Below are 18,667 nucleotides of genomic sequence, written 5' to 3' on the forward strand. Positions count from 1 at the left end.
TTAAAGAGTAAAGAAAGAAATAAAATCATTGTGTTTATTAAAATGTTGTAAAGTAAAATTTTTGCATTTTCTTTTTATTTTTGACTGTTAAATTAATTTTGTTGCAATAACCATTTAAAATATGTATGCTATGAAGAAGGTACTTTTCTTTGTCATTATGATTGCTTTTTCTTTCAGTGTATTCTCGCAAGACGAGGCACCAACTGTTCAGGAATTGAATGATTTTTTTAATACTCAGACTTATATTGTTTTAGATCCCAATCCAACTTCCTCCTATAATATCAGGCTGAAGGAGGCGATTAAAAACAGCTGGGATATAACTGATTATGAATTTATTGAGCGTAATGAATTTGAAGAGATGAGGAGCAATCCGGATCATTTCTTTTTAATTCCAAATTTTGTTGTATTTGAAAGAGATAAAACCAAAGTACGGTATCGGTTTCTAAGTCTTTTGAAAGGAGATAGGAAGAATAATTTGAAGCAGATGACTTCATTATCTGCCTTGCCACTCTCTTACCGGCAGGTGGATGAGGATTACTGGGTTTATAAACTGGATGTTGTTGTTAGGTTCATGCAGAGGCACTTGGAAAACATGAAGCAGGATTCCGATATTATCGAAGAAGATCTGGACTATTATGAGAAAAATCTGGAAGATATCAAGGACAAAACACTTTATCTGATTGAGGATGAATTGGCCGAAGAAGTAAATACAAGGGAGAAGATCGAAGAATATTATCCCTTTCCATTTAAGCTTGTGAGCAGGGATGAGTTAAAACAAGCCATTAAGGAAAAAAGGGAAGATGTGGTATTTTTACATAAAGTGGGACCCCAGGGTACAAGATACCGCGCCCGCTGTTATAAAATATTAATGGGAATAGAGGATGCCAGGATGTATTACTTTGATTATCACAATATAAAAAAGGGGAGAAGACCTGACGGCCTTCTGGCAAAGGATCTCCGAAAAATCAAAACAAAAGCAGAAGGTGGAATATTTATTTTCTGATTATGCTTGAACAATATAATCCTGAAAAAATATTGTTTCTGGATATAGAAACCGTACCACGGTTTTCCTCATATAGTGATTTGCCGGAGAAAGAAGAGGAATTGTGGCAGAAAAAGGCCTCAAGGATTAGAGAGGATGAGGAGACGGCGGCGGATACATATTCAAAAGCCGGAATTTATGCCGAGTTTGGTAAAGTCATATGTATTTCAGTTGGATTGATCGTTAATCGATCCGGTACATACGGAATTCGGGTTAAATCATTCTACGGCGATGATGAGAAAAATCTTCTGAGCGAATTTACAGGCATGGTGAATAAATTTTCCAACAAATCGGATGTTTATCTATGTGCCCATAATGGAAAGGAATTTGATTTTCCTTATATAATCAGAAGATTGTTAATTAATGGGCTTCCTGTTCCGGAAATACTGAATGTTCCGGGTAAAAAGCCCTGGGAAGTACCATTTTTGGATACCATGGAATTGTGGAAGTTCGGGGATTATAAAAATTATACCAGTCTCGACCTGCTTGCCTATAAATTCGACATTCCCACGCCCAAAGACGATATTGACGGAAGCATGGTCGGAAAAATATACTGGCAGGATCAGGATCTTTCCCGGATTGTACGTTATTGTGAAAAAGATGCCATGACAGTGGCCCAGCTATTTTTGCGTTATAAGGGGATGGATTTGATTGATCCGGAGCATGTCGAATATGTAACCGAATGATCGGTTTTATTCTGGTTGTGGATTTTATGACGGACCGGATTGATCATTGAAATTATTCAACCGGAGAAAGAAAGTTCCTGACTGTTTCCAGAAACTTTTCTCTTTTTTCAGCATGTACCCAGTGCCCCGCATTTTCTATAGTCTGAATGCGGGCATGGGGGAAAATCTTCAAAATAGATTCCTTGTCTTTCTCCTGAATGTATTCGGATTTTTCGCCTTTAATAAACAATACGGGAAACGAAAAAATTTCCGTGTGGTTTTGGTGCTTGTCAGGATTCAGGCCGTCCAGAATAGAGGGCAACTCATTGCGCAAGGCTTTGAGGTTCAATAGCCATCTGAATGTTCCGTCCTTATCTCGTTTCAGGTTTTTCAACAGGAATTGCCTCACCCTTTGATACGGTATGATTTCGGCTAAATAACTGTCGGCCTCTTTTAACGTGCTGATCTGGTTTAGATCCAGATTGTATAATGCGTTGATAATGTTTAAGTGATTCAGGGTGCCGGGATTTGATTTTGTCAACATCTGGTAGGCTGTAGGGGCAATATCCACTACAATCAGTTTACGAACCATTTCGGGGTAGTTCACTGCAAAGAAAAGGGCTGTTTTTCCTCCCATAGAATGCCCCATTATATTTGCTTTTTTTATGCCTTGGTTTTCCATGAACTCGAACAGGTCATCCCGCATTACATAATAGTTGTGCTTGTCACTATGGGGTGAATGCCCATGATTCCTCTGATCTACAAGATAAACCGAATGGAATTCCGAGAGGGTTTTACCTATATTCATCCAGTTGTCTGAGGAACCATACAGTCCATGCAGAATGATAAGCGGTTCTCCTTCCCCCATTTGTCTGAAATACAAATCCATAAATCTTTACTTTAATTGTCTGAGATACAGTTGTATGGTATTTTCCAGTCCGTAATACAGAGCATCGGCTATCAGTGCATGGCCGATGGAGACCTCCAGTAATCCCGGAATATTTTCTTTAAAATAATGCAGGTTATCCAGATTCAGATCGTGGCCGGCATTCAGCCCCAGACCCTCTTCGTTGGCTATTTCCGCAGCCTTTATAAAAGGAGCTATGGCTTCTTCCTTGTTTATGGGAAATTTCCTTGCATAAGGTTCCGTATAAAGTTCAACCCGGTCAGTACCCGTCTCAGTGGCATTTCTGATCTGTTCGTGATCGGTTTCAATAAAAATGGAAGTCCTGATGTTGACAGAATGCAATTCTTTAATCACTTGCTTCAGAAAGTTCTTGTTGTTAATGGTGTCCCATCCCTGGTTAGAAGTCAGGTTATTCGGGGAGTCCGGTACCATTGTTACCTGGTCAGGCCTGACTTCTTTAACCAGTTGTAAAAAATTCTCCGAAGGATAGCCCTCTATATTGAATTCGGTCGTTATTCCCGGTTTGATGTTCCTGACATCCTGGTAGCGTATATGCCTTTCGTCCGGCCTGGGATGTACCGTAATCCCCTGAGCTCCGAATCTTTCACAGTTTTTAGCCGCCTCCGGAACGTTTGGAATATTACCTCCCCTTGCATTTCTAAGTGTGGCAATTTTGTTTATATTTACACTTAATCTTGTCATGATTTTTGCACGAATTAAAATAGAACAATTGAATGAAACGTTAGTTTAGAATTGCAAAATTAACGTTTTTAAAGAAACTTTATATGGTAGCCAAAGATTTAATTTCAGACGATATTGCTCCTGTTAAAACCTCTGATACGGGATTAGAGGCTTTAAACTGGATGGTTTTTTATAAAGTTTCCCACCTCCCCATTGTTAATAACCAAAAATTGCTGGGATTAATAGCGGAAGACGATATATATGAATTGAACTCGCCGGAAGAACCCATTGGGAATCATCGACTTTCTCTTTTCAGGCCTTATGTTTATGCCAATCAGCATCCCTATGAAGTGCTTGAAGTGGCTTCAAGGTTGAGACTTACCGTGATTCCGGTTATCAGTGAGGAGGATGAATATATGGGGATGATCAAAATGGTGAACCTGATGCATTATTTTGCAAGGTTGTCAGCCATAGAAAAAAGCGGAGGAATCATAGTGCTTGATCTGCATATTAATGATTATTCATTAAGTGAAATTGCCCAGATCGTGGAATCAAACGATGCCAAAATACTGAGCCTGTATATCAAGTCTCAGCCCGATTCGGTTCGGATTGAAGTTACACTTAAATTGAATGTTTCTGATCTTACCTCCATTATCCAGACGTTCAATCGGTATGATTATGAGGTAAAAGCCTCGTTTATGGAAGTTGACCAGCAGGAGGACCTGTATAACTCCCGCTTCGATCATCTGATGCGATATTTGAATACTTAAAATCTGTTAAATCATTACCATTATGAAAGTTGCTGTTTATGGCAGAACATTTGATCAGAGTTTTCTCCGTTACATCCAGGATTTTTTTCAGCTTCTGAATCATTATGGCTTCCAAATAGATGTTTATCGGGATTTTTTATCTTACATGATTGATCGGTACCAGTTTCATCCGTCAGTAAACAACACTTTTACCGGATATAAAGATATTGATGAGAAAATGGACTTTCTTATCAGCATAGGGGGAGATGGCACATTGCTGGATACCGTGTCTTTGGTTAGAGAAACCGATATTCCTGTTATTGGTATCAATACAGGGAAATTGGGATTCCTGGCAAATATAGCCAAAGAAGAAATTTCGCAAGCAGTAGAATCCCTGTATTATAGCAAATACACGGTTGAGAAGCGTTCCTTGCTTTATCTGACTTCCGGGGATGCCATCTTTCCGGAATTCAGTTATGCATTGAATGACATGACCATACAGAAAAAAGATTCTCAAATGGTTACCGTTCATGTTTATCTGAACGGAAAATATTTAAACACTTATTGGGCTGATGGATTGATTATTGCCACTCCTACCGGCTCAACGGCATACTCTTTAAGTGTGGGAGGCCCCATTGTTTTACCTAATACTCAAGATTTTATTATTTCTCCTATTGCACCCCATAACCTTACGGTACGTCCTATCGTAGTATCTGATGATAGTGAAATTGTATTGAAACCGGAGTGTCGTTCTTCAAAATATCTGATATCCATGGATCACCGTTCAGCAATTGTCAATAAGATAATGAACATTACAGTGAAAAAAGCCGGGTTTTCCATGCAAGTCCTTCGGCTGGACAATGCAGATTTTAATACAACTTTGAGGAATAAGCTGATGTGGGGGGTTGATACAAGAAATTATTCAGAAAAATGAAAATAATCTTTATAATTGTATTGTTTTTTAATAATGAAGTACCATGTTTATTGGTAAAATCAGGTAAAAGGATTTAATAACATGAGAAAGGCATTGAAGTATATTACATTGATCATCATCTTACTGTTACCGTTAACCTCCTTTTCTCAGAAATGGAAACTGCGCAGGACCGAATTAATTGTGGGTTTTGGAGGAACCGATTACTACGGTGATATTGAAAAAAGGAGCGGTTTTCCTGGTCTGAGAGCCGTCAATTTATCTTATGTTCGCCCAAATGTTAGTATTGGCGGCAGGTATAGGTTAACTGAAAGGGAAAACATAAAAGGGAAACTCACGTTTGGTTATCTGGAAGGTTCGGATGAAGGTACTGAAAATGCTTCAAGAAACTATGCCTTCATCACTTCATTGTATGAATTCAGTGCACGATATGAATATTCCGTTATACCCGAAAACATCCCTGTTAATTATTCATTGGGAAACTTTGGGGATGGATTGAAAAGTAACAAAGCCAATTTAAATACCTATTTTTTTGGTGGGCTTGGTGGCAGTTATTTTGAACCTTTGCCTAAAGCTGAGCTGGATGGGAGTGATCGCTTTGATAACGGTACCAATTTTGCCCTGGTTGTCCCCATAGGGGCTGGAATTAAATATCCCTTAAGCAATAACATCCTGTTGGGTCTGGAAATAGGCCGTCGTTTCACCACCACGGATCTTATTGATGGTTATACTTCCAAATATTCAAACTGGCCGGATTCATACTATTTCTCCTCATTAAACGTTATAATGAAAATTGAAAACTATTCTAACAGAGGGTTCACACCATAACGGGCGTTCAATGAGTAGATTAATTCTTCTTATTGTTTTTTACTTTTTTTTAACAGGCATTTATGCTCAGGATGATTTAGCCATCGGCTTCTATGGGGGAACTTCCCATTATATGGGGGATATGAATAAAACCAACCCGTTTTTTGCCCCTTCGCCGGCCATCGGATTGGGGATCAAGTCGGATCAGAATTTGCGCTATTCATTTCAGCTTATGGGTTCCTATAATCCGCTCAGAGGAAGTACGAAATATGTGGAACGGTATAATTTACCAACAGATGGGGATATAAGTTCATTCAGTAACCGTCAGGTAGATCTGTCGCTGACGGCTGAATTCAATTTCTTCCCATACGAGAGCTACAACATCAAAAAGCGTAATTTCACCCCCTTTGTTTTTGCAGGAGTGGGTATCAGTCATTTCCCGAATGATCTGTCAAATAAATTTCCGGTTACAATTCCTTTTGGATTGGGAATTAAATATAATATCTTTGAACGCTTTTCGATAGGAATAAAGTGGACAGCAAAAAAAATCTTTTATGACAATATGGATGGGGTTGTTAATGTTTCAGAAGTAGGGAATCAATCGTTAATACATAACGATGATTGGTACCATCACGGCTTTCTTTTTGTGACGTTTAAACCTTTTAGAGAACAAATTCCATGTCCCACTTATGAGGAATAACTTTTTGATGGATCTATGGCTACAAAAGAACAAATAAATAAGGAAAGATTACCACGGCATATAGCCGTCATTATGGACGGCAATGGTCGATGGGCTAAGAAAAGAGGTAACCAGCGAATTTTTGGACATAAGAACGGAGTAAAATCGGTGCGCGAAACGGTGGAAGCCGCAGCAGAGTTGGGGGTTTCCTACATTACTTTATATGCATTTTCCCGGGAAAACTGGAACCGTCCCAATCGCGAGATCGATGCACTGATGTCATTGTTGATTTCCACCATTGATAGTGAAATCAAAACCCTTATGGAAAATAACATCCGTTTGTTATCTATTGGTGATCTTGCGGGACTTCCGGAGAAGGTTCAGGAGAAGATCAAAGAAGCCAAGCAGAAGACTTCCGGGAATAAAGGATTACGGCTTGTATTGGCATTGAATTACAGTGCACGCTGGGAATTGGCTGAAGCCATGAAGCATTTCGGGCATGATGTGAAGCAGGGAAACACAGATGCCAATCTTGATATTGAAACCGCTAAAAAATATTTGGAAACCAAAGAAATACCCGATCCCGATCTTTTGATCAGGACCAGCGGAGAACGCCGGCTCAGCAATTTTTTATTGTGGCAGATGGCTTATACAGAATTATATTTTACAGAAGTACTTTGGCCCGATTTTAGAAAGGAAAATTTTTATGAGGCAATTGTAAACTACCAAAACAGGGAGAGAAGGTTTGGAAAAACAAGTGATCAGCTCGATGACCCGCAAAAGTCGAATAAAAAGAAAAACAATGCAGCCCATTATGGTTAAGAAGATTGCGTTTATATTAGGCTTATTTATATTTCTGCAGAACATTGCTTTATCACAGGAAACGAAAACGGATTATGAGGTGTTTGATTATTCAGACCCTCAGGAATACTATATCAAGTCAATTGATGTGGAAGGCGTAAGATACCTGGATAAGCAAATTCTGGCAAACCTTTCAGGTTTAAGGCAGGGAGAGCGAATAACCATTCCCGGTGAAAGAATTACCCAAGCCATAAATAACCTTTGGTCACAGGGATTGTTCTCAGATGTCAAGATTTTTACCCGGGAAATAAATAAAGATTCCGTTTCCCTGGCAATACATCTTCAGGAACAACCCCGGCTTTCAGCCTTTGATATTACGGGTGTTCGTAACCGGGAAGAAAAAGACATCCGGGAAGAGCTTAAGCTGAATCAGGGAAGCCAGGTCAACCGTAATGTGATTAACAACATCAAAGAAACCATCCAGGAATATTTCTACGATAAAAAATACCTGAACACGGAAATACAGGTAACCAAGGTGGATGATACCACCCGCAACAACCGGGTGGCTCTAAATATCAATGTGGATAAGAACGAGAAGGTGAAGATCAAGGACATCACTTTCTCAGGCAATGAGGTTTTTGACGACGGTGAATTGAGAAGGGCCATGGAGCATACCCATAAAAAGAACTGGAATATTTTCCAGGGCTCAAAATTTCTTCCCGATAAATATGAAGAAGATAAGGAGATTGTTCTGGACAAATACAGGGAGAATGGTTACCGGGATGCCCGTATCGTAGATGATACCGTTTATGCAGTGAGTGAAGACCGCATTAAGATTCATATGGAAATTCATGAAGGCAAACAATATTTCTTCGGCGATATCAACTGGACCGGAAATACAGTTTATCCTTCGGGGATGCTCATGCAAAGGCTTAAAATAGATAAAGGAGATCCTTTTGATATGGCTTTATTAAATGAGCGGATTAATGCGGCGGAAGATGCTGTGGGCAATTTGTATATGGATAACGGATATTTGTTTTTCAATGCCAACCCCGTTATATCAAAGATAGAAGAAGATTCGGTGAATATTGAAGTCAGAATACGGGAAGGGAAACAGGCCCAACTGAACAGGGTCATTATCGAAGGCAATACCAAAACCAATGAACATGTGGTACGGAGAGAATTGAGGACTCAACCGGGTGATCTTTTTAACAGATCAGCCATCCAGAGGTCCCAGAGGGAATTGGCTCAACTGGGTCATTTTGATCCCGAACAGATGGGTATTGAGCCCATTAATATCAACCAGTCCAGGGGTGAAGTCGACCTGAATTATTCATTGGTGGAAAAGCCCAACGACCAGCTTGAAATATCCGGAGGCTGGGGTGCCGGTATGTTTGTTGGTACCATAGGAATTACCTTTAATAATTTTTCCGCCCGGCGGCTTTTTGAGAAAGATGCCTGGAAGCCTGTTCCTTCAGGAGACGGCCAGACTTTATCTGTTCGTGCAAGAACCAACGGAAGTTATTATCAAAACTATAGCATCTCTTTTCAAGAACCCTGGCTGGGTGGCAAAAAACCAAATAATTTTTCCGTTTCAGCCTATCGTTCGATACAAAATACTGCGGGTTACATTGGTAGATACTTTCGGGGGGGGTCCACCAATGAATCTTCTTTTAAAATCACCGGCGGATCTGTCGGACTGCGGCAAAGGCTTGAATGGCCGGATGACTATTTTATCTTAAGCAATTCATTGAGCTATGAGCGATATAACCTGAACGATTGGACCAGAGGCCGCTTTATTATGCAAGATGGTATATCAAATAACTTGAGTTTTAGTACCACTTTCGGAAGAAACTCCGTATCTCAGCCGATTTATCCCCGGAGTGGTTCAAAGTTCATGCTTACACTGAAAATTACCCCGCCATATTCCATGTTTACAGACATCAATTACAAAACGGCTACCCAAGCAGAGAAATATGAGTGGGTCGAATATCATAAATGGACATATAAAGGCGAGTGGTACCAAAGATTGTTTGACGATTTAGTATTGGCTATCAACACAGAGTTCGGCTACCTGGGATATTACAATCCGGATATAGGCCACAGTCCGTTTGGTACCTTTGATGTTGGAGGTGACGGTATATCAGGCTACAATTTATATGGACGCGAAACCATTGCATTACGCGGATATGAGAATAGTTCACTGACACCTATTGTGGATAATAAAAAAGCAGGTAATATTTACGAAAGAAACTATATGGAGCTGAGGTATCCCGTATCACTAAAACGGCAGGCCACCATTTACGTATTGGCCTTTGCCGAGGCGGGGAATGCCTGGTTTAACTTTGATGAGTTCGATCCTTTATCGCTGAAAAGATCTGCAGGAATCGGCCTGAGGGCCTTTCTCCCCATGTTCGGACTATTGGGAATCGACTGGGGTTACGGATTTGATGATATACCGGGCAGGCCCGACGCAAGCGGTGGACAGTTCCATTTTGTGATCGGACAGCAATTTTAAGGTTGAGGCTATGCGGAAATCAATGCTCATATTTTTGTTGATTTGTATTGGCTCCGTAACATACGCACAAAGATATGCTTATGTGAATACCGAATATATTTTGACCAACATCCCTGCTTATAATGCCGCTCAGGAAAAGCTGGACCAACTTTCCTATGAATGGCAGCAGGAGCTTGAAACAAAAAAGGAAGAGCTGGATGAGATGGAGAAGGAGTTTCAAAGCGAAAAAGTGTTGCTTACAGATGAAATGAAGCAAAGGAGACAAGAAGAAATCAATAAAAAGAGAGAGGAAATACAGAAATTGCAGAGGAAATATTTTGGCCCGAAGGGTGAGCTTTATCAGAAAAGACAGGATTTGGTGCAGCCCATACAGGAAGAAGTATATAGTGCTATTGAAAACATTGCCAGCAGAGGTAACTATGCGGTGATTTTTGATGCCGCAGGTAAGTCAAATATGCTCTATACCGATCCGAATTATGACAAAAGCGATGATGTTCTGCAAGAATTGGGATATAAAAATTAAATTCATCAATTAATTAATCAATATTTAAAAACCAGTAAATTATGAAGCGAGTTGTTTTATCATTATTATTAATAGCGTTTGTTTTTCCTGCTGTTAGTTTTGCACAGTCTCAGGAGTTAAAATTCGGGCACATTAATGTATCCGAGCTTATGAGTATGATGCCTGAAAGAGACAGCATCCAAAAGGAGATGCAGGAATACCAAAAAATGCTTCAGCGGGAGATGCAAACCATGCAGCAGGAATATTCGCAAAAATTGCAGCAATACCAGAAAAATCGAACCAATTATTCGGAAATGGTAAGGAAATCCAAGGAAAAGGAGCTGCAACAAATGCAAGGCCGGATACAGGAGTTTCAGTCAACTGCTCAGCAAGATATGCAGCAGAAACAGCAGGAATTGATGGAACCCCTGATGAATAAGATCGAAAATGCCATACAGCGTGTTGGAGAAGAAAATGGCTATATTTATATCTTCGATACCAGCGCAGGCGCTATCGTTTATCAGTCCGACCAAAGCGAAAATGTGATGCCGCTTGTTCAGAAAGAGCTCGGGCTACAGTAGTAGTTAATGAATGGTAGAATAATAGGCCATCTCACGGGATGGTCTTTTTTTTCATTTTGGACATCTCATGTTAAAACCCGAACAACCTATAGGGATTTTCGATTCAGGAGTGGGAGGCCTGACGGTAGCTGCTGCCATTAAATATTTGTTGCCCAATGAACGCATTATCTATTTCGGAGATACCGCCCACCTCCCTTATGGCGATAAATCCAATGAAACCATTATTGAATATTCTACCCGGATTACCGATTTTCTTTTGGAAAAAAATGTGAAAGTCGTTTTAATTGCTTGCAATACCGCATCGGCAGTGGCCTATCATGAGCTTGCCGGTCATCTGGATAACAGTGTTTTCCTGGTGAATGTGATCGATCCGGTGGTCAACTATATTGCCGGACATTTTTCAGGCGAAAAGATAGGCGTGATTGGAACCAAGGCCACCATAAAAAGCGATACTTACAAACACAAGATTATTGAGAAGGATAACCATATAAAGGTGAGCTCTTTGGCTACCCCGCTGTTTGTACCAATGATTGAAGAGGGTTTTGTTTATGACGACATCAGTAATGCCATAATAAGGGCTTATCTTTCGGATAAAAAGCTGGAGGATATCCAATCCCTGATTTTGGGATGTACCCATTATCCTATCATAAAAAATCAGATCAGGAGATTTTTCGGTTTTAAGGTGGATGTTGTAGATTCAGGCAATATTGTAGCACGCTACCTTCAGGAATTGCTTGAAGAGCATAACCTTTTAAGCGATCAGAAAAATCCGGAGCATGTGTTTTATGTATCCGATTACACCGAATACTTTGAATCCATCGCCCGGATGTTCTTTGATGACCCCATCCATCTGGAAAAAAAGAACATCTGGAAGGAATAGGAATTAGATACAGCTTATTTTGATTTTTCTTTTGTAAGCTGGGCCAGCCTGTCCTGTAATTCATACATCTCGTCCCTCAATCGGGCTGCTTCTTTGAAGTCAAGCTCGGAAGCGGCTTTCTCCATGCCTTTTTTGTTTTTCTCGATGGCTTTTTCCAGGGCTTCTTGGTTCATATACTGCACTACCGGATCGGCAGCGGTATCCAGTTCCTGAGGTTCTGTATAAGGCCGCGGCTGGTATTGTCCGATTTTTTCCCTGTAATCTGCCATTACCGAGCGGGAGGCTTTTTCGATTTGTTTGGGAGTTATGTTGTGTTTTTCGTTGTAGGCAAGCTGCTTTTCCCTTCTGCGGTTGGTCTCGTCAATGGTCTGCTGCATGGAGCGGGTAATTTTATCGGCATACATGATGACTTTTCCTTCCAGATGCCTGGCCGCCCTGCCTGCCGTTTGGGTGAGGGATACGGTGGATCTCAGAAATCCTTCTTTGTCGGCATCCAGAATGGCTACAAGTGATACTTCTGGCAGATCGAGCCCTTCACGCAGCAGGTTCACGCCGATAAGCACGTCGAATGTGCCGTTTCTCAGCCCGTCCATTATCTCCACCCGTTCCAGCGTATCAATGTCCGAATGGATGTACCTGCATTTGACGTTGAACCGCGTCAGGTATTTCGTCAGTTCTTCCGCCATCCTTTTGGTCAGTGTAGTAACCAGCACCCGCTGGTCGTTTTTCGTGCGTTTGCGCACCTCTTCCATCAGGTCGTCGATCTGGTTGAGGGTGGGCCGTACTTCTATTTCCGGGTCCAGCAGCCCGGTAGGTCTGATTACCTGTTCAACAACTACGCCGCCGCTCTTTTCCAGTTCGTAATTTGCAGGGGTAGCGCTGACAAAGACCACCTGGTTGAGGAGGTTCTCAAACTCCCCGAATTTCAGTGGACGGTTGTCCACGGCTGCCGGGAGTCGAAAACCATATTCCACCAGTGTCTTTTTTCGTGAATAGTCTCCACCGAACATGGCATGGATCTGGGGAATGGTTACGTGGCTTTCATCTACAACGATAATGAAATCATCGGGAAAATAGTCGAGCAGGCAGAAAGGCCTGGAGCCAGGCGAGCGGCCGTCGAAATAGCGGCTGTAATTTTCAATGCCGGGACAGTAGCCGAGCTCCCGGATCATCTCAAGGTCGTATTCCGTTCTTTGCTTGATGCGTTTGGCCTCCAGCTCCCTTCCCTGGTCTTTGAAATACTGGATTTGGTCCTGCAGGTCAAGCTGGATCTGTTTGATGGCATTATGCATCCTTTCTTTGGTGGTTACAAAAATGTTTGCCGGAAAAACGGTGGCACTGTCCACCATAGCTATAGTACTGTTGTTATACGGATCATACTTTTCAATTTCATCAACCTCATCTCCCCAGAAGGTAACGCGGTAGGCATGATCGCTGTAGGCCAGGAATACATCTACCGTGTCACCGTTCACCCGAAAATTACCGGGTTTGAACTCCAGCTCGCTTCTTGAGTATAAGCTGTCTACCAGCCGCCTCAAAAACTCATTTCTTCCGATTTCCTGGCCGGATTCGATCTGGATGGTGTTCTTATGGAAATCATCCGGATTGCCGATGCCATATAAACAGGAAACCGAGGAGACGACCACTACGTCCCTGCGCCCGGAAAGAAGGGATGAAGTGGCACTCAGCCTGAGCTTTTCGATCTCTTCATTAATGGAAAGGTCCTTTTCGATGTAGGTGTCGGTTACGGGAAGGTATGCCTCCGGCTGGTAATAGTCATAATAGGAGACAAAATATTCTACCGCATTTTCCGGGAAAAATTCCTTGAATTCTCCGTAAAGTTGGGCCGCCAGAGTTTTGTTGTGGCTTAGCACCAGCACGGGTTTGTTGACATTCTGTATCATGTTGGCAATGGTAAAAGTTTTACCCGAACCGGTAACGCCCATCAGAGTCTGGAAACGATCGCCCCTTTGAGTACCTTCCGTAAGTTGTTTGATGGCTTCGGGCTGATCGCCTGTGGGTTTGTATTGTGACGTAATTTTGTAGTTCATAGAAACCGGTTTTTTGAATAGACCAATAAAAAACCTTTTTTTGAAAACCCAAAGACCACGAAAGATATTATTTTGAACCTTGGTTTTAATTTCCTTTTGATACAACGAAACAAATCTTTGAAGCCCTTAATTCAATCTTTCTTAATATCTTTGTAAAATTTAATGAAGTGGTAGGTATTGATTGGGTCATTTTAATCAGTAAATCATGAAGGGCAAAAGACAAAATCATAAAAGTAAACAGAAAGAGGCCGCAGCCGATGATTTCATAAGACTGAACAAATTTATTGCTAATAGTGGTTTATGTTCACGGCGGCAGGCGGATGAGCTTATCCGCTCAGGTGAAATCACCGTTAACCAACAAAAGGTAACGGAACTGGGCACAAAAGTGAAATCTACCGATGAGGTTCGCTATAAAGGTAAGTTATTGCAAAACGAACGGCCTGTCTATATTTTGCTGAATAAACCCAAGGATTATGTTACCACCGTTAAAGACAAAAATGCCCGAAAAACTGTTATGGAATTGGTAAAGGGAGCATGCACACAGAGGATATATCCGGTTGGCAGGTTGGACAGGAATACCACAGGCGTTCTGCTTTTGACCAATGACGGAGAGCTGGCCAAGCGGCTGACCCATCCCCATTATAAGAAAAAAAAGGTCTATCATGTAGTGCTCGACAAGCCTGTAACAAAAACACATCTCGAGCAAATTGCTGAAGGAGTAAAGCTTGAAGATGATGTTGTGGCAGCGGATGCTGTAAGTTATGTAGATCCGGAGGATAAAACGCAGATAGGTATCGAGATTCATACAGGACAGAATCGTGTGATCAGGAGGATTTTTGAGACTCTGGGATACAAAATAAAAAAACTGGATCGTGTGTATTTTGCAGGACTTACAAAAAAGAATCTGAAGCGCGGCAGATGGCGGTTTCTGACCCAGAAGGAGATTAACAGATTGAAGATGAATGCATTTAAATAGAGTCTGTCTATAATATCCGCTGGCTGTGTTACGCTCGTTTTTCATGCCAGTCAATTATATCTGGTAGCGACGTACGGCTTACGTCGCTACATTTGGCATTCAAAACTCGCAAACTTTGCCAGCGAACATTCTAGACGAGACTTTTTAAAATCAATTTGACTGTATGGAGAAACACTAAATGGGTTGGGCTAGAGTAGGTTCCCTCCTTTACTTCCAAATAAAACCTTTATAATATGCGAAAATCATATTTGATAATACTTTGTTTTCTGAGTGTGCATATCTCATTTGGCCAGAGGATAAACATTGAGGGAAAGGTTATTGATGCCAATGATCGGGAACCCCTGGCTTTTGTTAATGTACTGTATGGTGAGCCTCCGAAAGGCACCACTACCGATATCGACGGAAAGTTTCAGATTGAGATTCCCTCCTCTGTTCAATCAGTCAAATTCAGTTATCTTGGCTACCATTCAAAAACCGTATCCCTCGAAAGTCTTAGAAAATCTTCCATGTCAACGATTGCATTGAAAAGCAAATCCTTCGCACTGGATGAGGTAGTGGTGAAGCCCGGAACAAATCCGGCTGTCCAGGTTATTCAAAAGGTTTACAAAAACAGGGAAGAGCATAACCCGGAAAATATGGATGCATTTTCCTACAGGAGCTATAACAAATTTGTGTTCACGATTGACTCCAGCAGGATTGATGAGTGTACTCCGGAAAAATCATCCGGGGATACCATGGCAATAGATACCACTACAGTTGATTCTACGGATATTAAGCTCCGGCGTTTTATGGATAAACAGCACATTTTAATGATGGAATCGGTTTCAGAGAGAAAATATCTATCCCCGGGCTATAGTAATGAACAAGTTCTTGCTTCAAGAGTTTCCGGGTTCAGCGATCCTTCCCTGGTATTTCTTGCTACACAGATTCAGTCGTTTTCTTTTTATGATAATTTCATCTCCTTAGGCGATAAAAGCTATATCAATCCGATTAGTAAGAACAGTGCGAGGCGGTATCTTTTCCTTACGGAGGATACCCTTTACCATGAGCCTCATGATACTGCGGTAATTATTTCATTCAGACCCAGAAAAAATAAGAATTTTGACGGACTTAAAGGGATGTTGCATGTAAATACCTGCGATTATTCACTTACCAGAGTTATCGCTGAACCTGTTTATTCTTCAGGGAATTTTACCATTAAGATTCAGCAGAAATATGACAGAATAGGAGGAGAAAGATGGTTCCCTACCCAGTTGAATACAAGGATAGGAGTGAAAGAAGTGTTTGTCTCTTCTTCTACCCGTGATTATCACCTTGTCGGTGATGGCCGGAGCTATATTAGAGATATCTATATGAATCCCCCATTGGATAAATCAGACTTTGACAATACCGGCATATCCGTGCCTTCCTCTGCATATGAACGCTCAGAGCAATTCTGGGGAAAATACCGGGTTGATAATCTGTCTTCTAAAGACAGCACAACTTATCAGGTCATCGACAGCATCGGGGAAGCACATCATTTTGACGCCAGGATGAAGCGCTTCAAAACCCTCTCTACCGGTTATTATCCGGTTTCTTTTCTGAATCTGGATCTTACCAGACTTTTAAATTATAATGAATATGAAGGCTTCAGGCTGGGAATGGGCCTGATGACCAATGAGGAGCTTTCGGAATTCTTTTCTGCCGGTGGATATTTTGGGTATGGGTTTCGGGACAAGGACTGGAAATATGGTGGCAGACTCCGGCTTAACATTCATGAAAAATCGGAGAGCCGACTGGAGTTCACTTATAAGAATGATGTCGCAGAATCCGGTGGATATCAGTTTTTAAAGGAGCAGGGAGTTTTTTCTCCGGCTATGTACCGACAGTATTTGGTAGAAAGCATGGATTGGGTGAAAGAAAGACAGATGAGCTATTCCCTGAGAACTTTAAAGTATTTGAAGTTAAAATTATTTATCCGGAAGTCAACGGTGAATCCACTCGAGGATTACCGGTTCCGGAAAGATGAAAATGTGTATCAGGGTAATTTTCATATAACAGAGGGCGGTTTTAAAGCCCGGTTTGCCTGGAAGGAGGAATTTGCAGAAACCCCGTGGGGCAAATTTTCGCTTGGAACGGATTTTCCGGTAGTGTATGCCAATTTTACACGGGGTATGAATATTCTGAACGGTAATTTTGAATATACAAAAGTGGAGGCTGCAATTTCAAATGAAATCCGCACCAAAAACCTGGGCAAAACCAAAATGCAATTGGTGGGTGGAATGACCGGAGGTCCGGTTCCCGCCTTCAATCTTTATACCGGGCACGGATCCTATGGAAGCCGTTTGAATATATACAGTGAGCATAGTTTTGCCACTATGCGGTTGTCTGAATTTTTGGCAGACCGCTTTGTCTCTGTCTATTTAAATCAGGATTTCAAATCATTGCTCTTCCGGAAAGAAGGCTTCAGTCCAAATATCATGTGGTTGAATAACCTGGGATGGGGCTGGCTTAATAAACCTTCCCGGCATGATGGAATGAATACCCAATCCTTTGCGAAAGGGTATTTTGAAACAGGAGTAATGGCTGATAATATACTGGGGACCAGTCTGTTTAATTACGGTTTTGGAATATTTTACAGGTATGGTCCCTATGCCTTTGATAAATTTTCAGATAATCTGGCCTATAAAATCTCCATTGGATTCAATTTGTAGAACGCATCAGATTAGGATACCAGCTCTTTTAATGGGTTATTGGGGAATAAGCACCCTGAATCCCAGGTAATTCCCGGCTTTATTGGGAGGCAGGTGAAAACGTGCTGAGGTCTTTAGGTCTGTTGCCGGTGAATTCCAATGACCTCCCTTGTATACTTTGGATGAATCGTTGTACCCGTTTAAGCACCATTCAGCAGCATTGCCGGTCATGTCGAAAAGCCCGTAAGCATTGGGGGTTTTAATACCAACCGCATGGAGCTGTCCATTGGAATTTTCTTTATACCATGCGACTTCATCCAGAGAATAGTCGCTTCCACCATAGGGGTAATATGGTTTACTGGCGTAATACCATTCTTTTTCAGTAGGCAGACGTCCCCCCATCCATTGGCAGAAACTGTTGGCGCCTACCCATGTAACGTTAACCACCGGCAAAGATTCCCATCCATTCCCGGTTATAAAGTTCTCCCCGTTATAGGTGATTCCGGTCGTACCATTAAGGAAGATATACTTAATTCCTTCATAGCAACCGGTGGAATCTACCCCTATAGAATTCATAAATTTGGTATACTGTTGATTGGTCACTTCATATTTTCCAACTTCCATAGAATCGACGATGAGTGTATCATTTTCGACGGTCATTGTATCAGGTGAAAAAGATACAAAATCCATCGATATCTTGCTTCCCGGGTGACCTGAAAGGCTGATGGTTATGCTTGTATTGGCTTTCAGTGTATCTGCACCAACTTTATTGGTGTCTCCTTCCACATAATCTTCATAGTGATCCCTTACTGAGAAGTAGTTCCAGTTCTTATCTTCGGGCTTTTCATTGGTGTACCGGACCTTTGCGGATATCTGTGTGCTGGATTCTACCGTTAAATCACTGGTTGACAGGCTATAGGAAAATTGAGGCACAAAATCTTCTTTTTGCATCAGCGTGGAGTCTCCGGCTGTTAAGCTGATGCTGTGTACTTTGTAGTACTGGCTGAAATCCTTGAGCTGTGCCGTAATTTTTATTGTTGAACCTCTGACAATTTCCGTATTATTTTCGGGATTGGTGATTATTATTTCGGGGTTGAGCCTGGTTTCCTCCTGCATTTCGCAACTGTGCAGAAACAATGCTATGCCAGCCGATAAAAAAAGGCCAACGCTGAATACTTTTAGGTTTTTAATCATGATCAGGAAAATTTTAATGACCGATAAAGTT

The 18,667-nt window shown here is 41.4% G+C and carries 17 protein-coding genes; 13 read left to right on the top strand and 4 right to left on the bottom strand.

Going from position 1 to position 18,667, the window contains the following annotated elements; genetic code table 11:
• The first annotated feature begins 130 nt into the window (after nt 1-130).
• The gene (locus tag KGY70_00005) at nt 131-1,003 is read left to right on the top strand and encodes a hypothetical protein (GenBank protein ID MBS3773545.1); all 873 of its coding nucleotides are present in this window, start codon (nt 131-133) and stop codon (nt 1,001-1,003) included.
• Nucleotides 1,004-1,005: 2 nt separating this feature from the next.
• Nucleotides 1,006-1,728 carry a 3'-5' exonuclease gene (locus tag KGY70_00010; GenBank protein MBS3773546.1) on the top strand — a complete coding sequence of 241 codons (723 nt, stop codon included), beginning with the start codon at nt 1,006-1,008 and terminating at the stop codon, nt 1,726-1,728.
• A 52-nt stretch (nt 1,729-1,780) separates the two neighbouring features.
• Here KGY70_00010 and KGY70_00015 read toward each other — a convergent pair whose 3' ends face one another.
• Nucleotides 1,781-2,596, bottom strand: a complete 816-nt coding sequence (locus tag KGY70_00015) for an alpha/beta fold hydrolase (GenBank protein ID MBS3773547.1) — start codon at nt 2,594-2,596, stop codon at nt 1,781-1,783.
• Nucleotides 2,597-2,602: 6 nt separating this feature from the next.
• A complete protein-coding gene (locus tag KGY70_00020; protein MBS3773548.1) occupies nt 2,603-3,316 on the bottom strand; it encodes a pyridoxine 5'-phosphate synthase in 714 nt (237 codons plus the stop codon).
• A gap of 83 nt (nt 3,317-3,399) precedes the next feature.
• On the opposite strand from KGY70_00020, the gene KGY70_00025 reads away from it, so the two are divergent.
• From KGY70_00025 to KGY70_00065, 9 genes are all read left to right on the top strand, one after another.
• Entirely contained in the window at nt 3,400-4,065 is a 666-nt protein-coding gene (locus KGY70_00025) for a CBS domain-containing protein (GenBank protein MBS3773549.1), read from the top strand.
• Between the two features lie 22 nt (nt 4,066-4,087).
• Complete coding sequence (locus KGY70_00030) at nt 4,088-4,978, top strand: NAD kinase (protein ID MBS3773550.1); 891 nt, start codon at nt 4,088-4,090, stop codon at nt 4,976-4,978.
• 81 nt (nt 4,979-5,059) lie between these two features.
• On the top strand, nt 5,060-5,803 hold the full coding sequence (locus tag KGY70_00035) for a hypothetical protein (GenBank protein ID MBS3773551.1): 744 nt from the start codon (nt 5,060-5,062) through the stop codon (nt 5,801-5,803).
• Nucleotides 5,804-5,813: 10 nt separating this feature from the next.
• Entirely contained in the window at nt 5,814-6,482 is a 669-nt protein-coding gene (locus KGY70_00040; protein ID MBS3773552.1) for a hypothetical protein, read from the top strand.
• A 15-nt stretch (nt 6,483-6,497) separates the two neighbouring features.
• On the top strand, nt 6,498-7,283 hold the full coding sequence (locus tag KGY70_00045; protein MBS3773553.1) for an isoprenyl transferase: 786 nt from the start codon (nt 6,498-6,500) through the stop codon (nt 7,281-7,283).
• A complete protein-coding gene (gene bamA, locus KGY70_00050; GenBank protein MBS3773554.1) occupies nt 7,264-9,780 on the top strand; it encodes an outer membrane protein assembly factor BamA in 2,517 nt (838 codons plus the stop codon). The genes KGY70_00045 and bamA overlap by 20 nt, the downstream gene beginning before the upstream one ends.
• Before the next feature lie 10 nt (nt 9,781-9,790).
• Nucleotides 9,791-10,303, top strand: coding sequence for an OmpH family outer membrane protein (locus tag KGY70_00055; GenBank protein MBS3773555.1), 513 nt, complete (start codon nt 9,791-9,793; stop codon nt 10,301-10,303).
• A gap of 41 nt (nt 10,304-10,344) precedes the next feature.
• On the top strand, nt 10,345-10,863 hold the full coding sequence (locus KGY70_00060; GenBank protein MBS3773556.1) for an OmpH family outer membrane protein: 519 nt from the start codon (nt 10,345-10,347) through the stop codon (nt 10,861-10,863).
• A gap of 67 nt (nt 10,864-10,930) precedes the next feature.
• On the top strand, nt 10,931-11,743 hold the full coding sequence (locus KGY70_00065; protein ID MBS3773557.1) for a glutamate racemase: 813 nt from the start codon (nt 10,931-10,933) through the stop codon (nt 11,741-11,743).
• 14 nt (nt 11,744-11,757) lie between these two features.
• Here the strand turns inward: KGY70_00065 and uvrB are convergent, their stop codons facing one another.
• Nucleotides 11,758-13,794 carry an excinuclease ABC subunit UvrB gene (gene uvrB, locus KGY70_00070; protein ID MBS3773558.1) on the bottom strand — a complete coding sequence of 679 codons (2,037 nt, stop codon included), beginning with the start codon at nt 13,792-13,794 and terminating at the stop codon, nt 11,758-11,760.
• Between the two features lie 205 nt (nt 13,795-13,999).
• Here uvrB and KGY70_00075 point away from each other — a divergent pair, with 205 nt between their 5' ends.
• Both KGY70_00075 and KGY70_00080 read left to right on the top strand, forming a co-directional pair.
• Complete coding sequence (locus tag KGY70_00075) at nt 14,000-14,770, top strand: rRNA pseudouridine synthase (GenBank protein MBS3773559.1); 771 nt, start codon at nt 14,000-14,002, stop codon at nt 14,768-14,770.
• A gap of 233 nt (nt 14,771-15,003) precedes the next feature.
• The gene (locus tag KGY70_00080) at nt 15,004-17,463 is read left to right on the top strand and encodes a carboxypeptidase-like regulatory domain-containing protein (protein MBS3773560.1); all 2,460 of its coding nucleotides are present in this window, start codon (nt 15,004-15,006) and stop codon (nt 17,461-17,463) included.
• Between the two features lie 36 nt (nt 17,464-17,499).
• Here KGY70_00080 and KGY70_00085 read toward each other — a convergent pair whose 3' ends face one another.
• Nucleotides 17,500-18,636, bottom strand: coding sequence for an SUMF1/EgtB/PvdO family nonheme iron enzyme (locus KGY70_00085; protein MBS3773561.1), 1,137 nt, complete (start codon nt 18,634-18,636; stop codon nt 17,500-17,502).
• Between the last annotated feature and the right edge of the window lie 31 nt (nt 18,637-18,667).

Source organism: Bacteroidales bacterium (assembly GCA_018334875.1).
GTDB lineage: Bacteria > Bacteroidota > Bacteroidia > Bacteroidales > UBA12077 > JAGXLC01.